Annotated in this window: 2 protein-coding genes; both read right to left on the reverse strand. The window is 31.7% G+C overall.

Annotation, left to right across the window (positions count from 1 at the left end; genetic code table 11):
• Positions 1 to 319, reverse strand: a 319-nt coding sequence (locus FHS57_RS31620; protein ID WP_221225791.1) for a transposase, incomplete at its 3' end; no start/stop codon positions are given.
• A gap of 129 nt (positions 320 to 448) precedes the next feature.
• Positions 449 to 1,132: transposase (locus FHS57_RS31625; protein WP_183980816.1), on the reverse strand; the 684-nt coding region annotated here is incomplete at its 5' end.

Consider the following 1,132-nt stretch of genomic DNA (forward strand, 5'->3'; position numbering starts at 1 on the left):
CAGCATTTGCAGTGTGGATTCCGAAAAATAGCCAAACTTTTTCAGTTTGAGGGTTTCTAGCTTTTATTTTATCAAGTAAATAATGTTCTTTCTCTGTTCCAAAACTTCCTTCTAAACTCGTGCTCCTTTCTTTGTTTAAAATGTTTTTTACCTGTTTAGTTTGTTTGTCATCTTTGCCAGCTCCTTTTCGACAAAAATTAGTTGTAACATTATTCTTAGTACAATACCTTCTGTTTTCATTCGTCGCATAAATTCTGTCTGCTGAAATATGAGTGCATCGGCCAAAACTTGATTTGTGTTTAAGTATGCTAATTTTCAATCATTTACACTCGTTGAAAGCACTGTAGCTACTGTATTCAATCATATTAATACCACCGACTTGAACTTTATGAACTTTTATGCCAAACTCAACTGGTTTATTTTCTTTTCCTCTTACTATGGGCCTAATTTATGGCTTGTAAATACTGACAATTCTGTCCCTAATTTTAACTTTTGGATTATCATAATGATGCTTTTGTTGTTGATATATTTGCTTAATAGTTTTAAATATTTTAGATTCATTTGTACTCCATTCCGATGCTTTAGTTTGATTTATAATTCTTTGTAACTCAATTATACCCTTTGATAAAAGATATAAACTTGCTCGCTTTCTGACTCTCGTCTTTTGATAAGATTTTTTGCGTAATTTACTGTAAATAAGGTGTTTTTTATGTTGCTCTTTAAACTTACTCCTAGGTTCTTTAAGTTTGTTTTTGTGACAAATTTTTGGAATCATTTTCTCCCAAACCCATTGGCATGACTCCCATAAAAGTTTTATATCTGTAGGAAATCTGATGTAAACTTCATAACATGTAGCATCCTGTAACAAAATAGTTTTATCTGGAATTTCATCACGCCAATTCTCTATAATTTTCCGCTGAAATTCTTCAAAATTTACATGTTTACCTAGGTAAGAACGGGCTTTCGATACAAAAGAATTGTCTCTAATCATCTCATTATCAGAAAGTAAAGTGCCGCAAAATAATTGTATTGCCCAGTCGGTATTAAATCTTTCTAACAGTTTTTCATCGCTTAGTTTTAGATAATGTTTAAGGAACATTAGCCCAAAATAGCCCTGTTTAGGAAGCCATGA

It is taken from the genome of Runella defluvii (genome assembly GCF_014195535.1).
Taxonomy (GTDB): Bacteria; Bacteroidota; Bacteroidia; order Cytophagales; family Spirosomataceae; genus Runella; species Runella defluvii.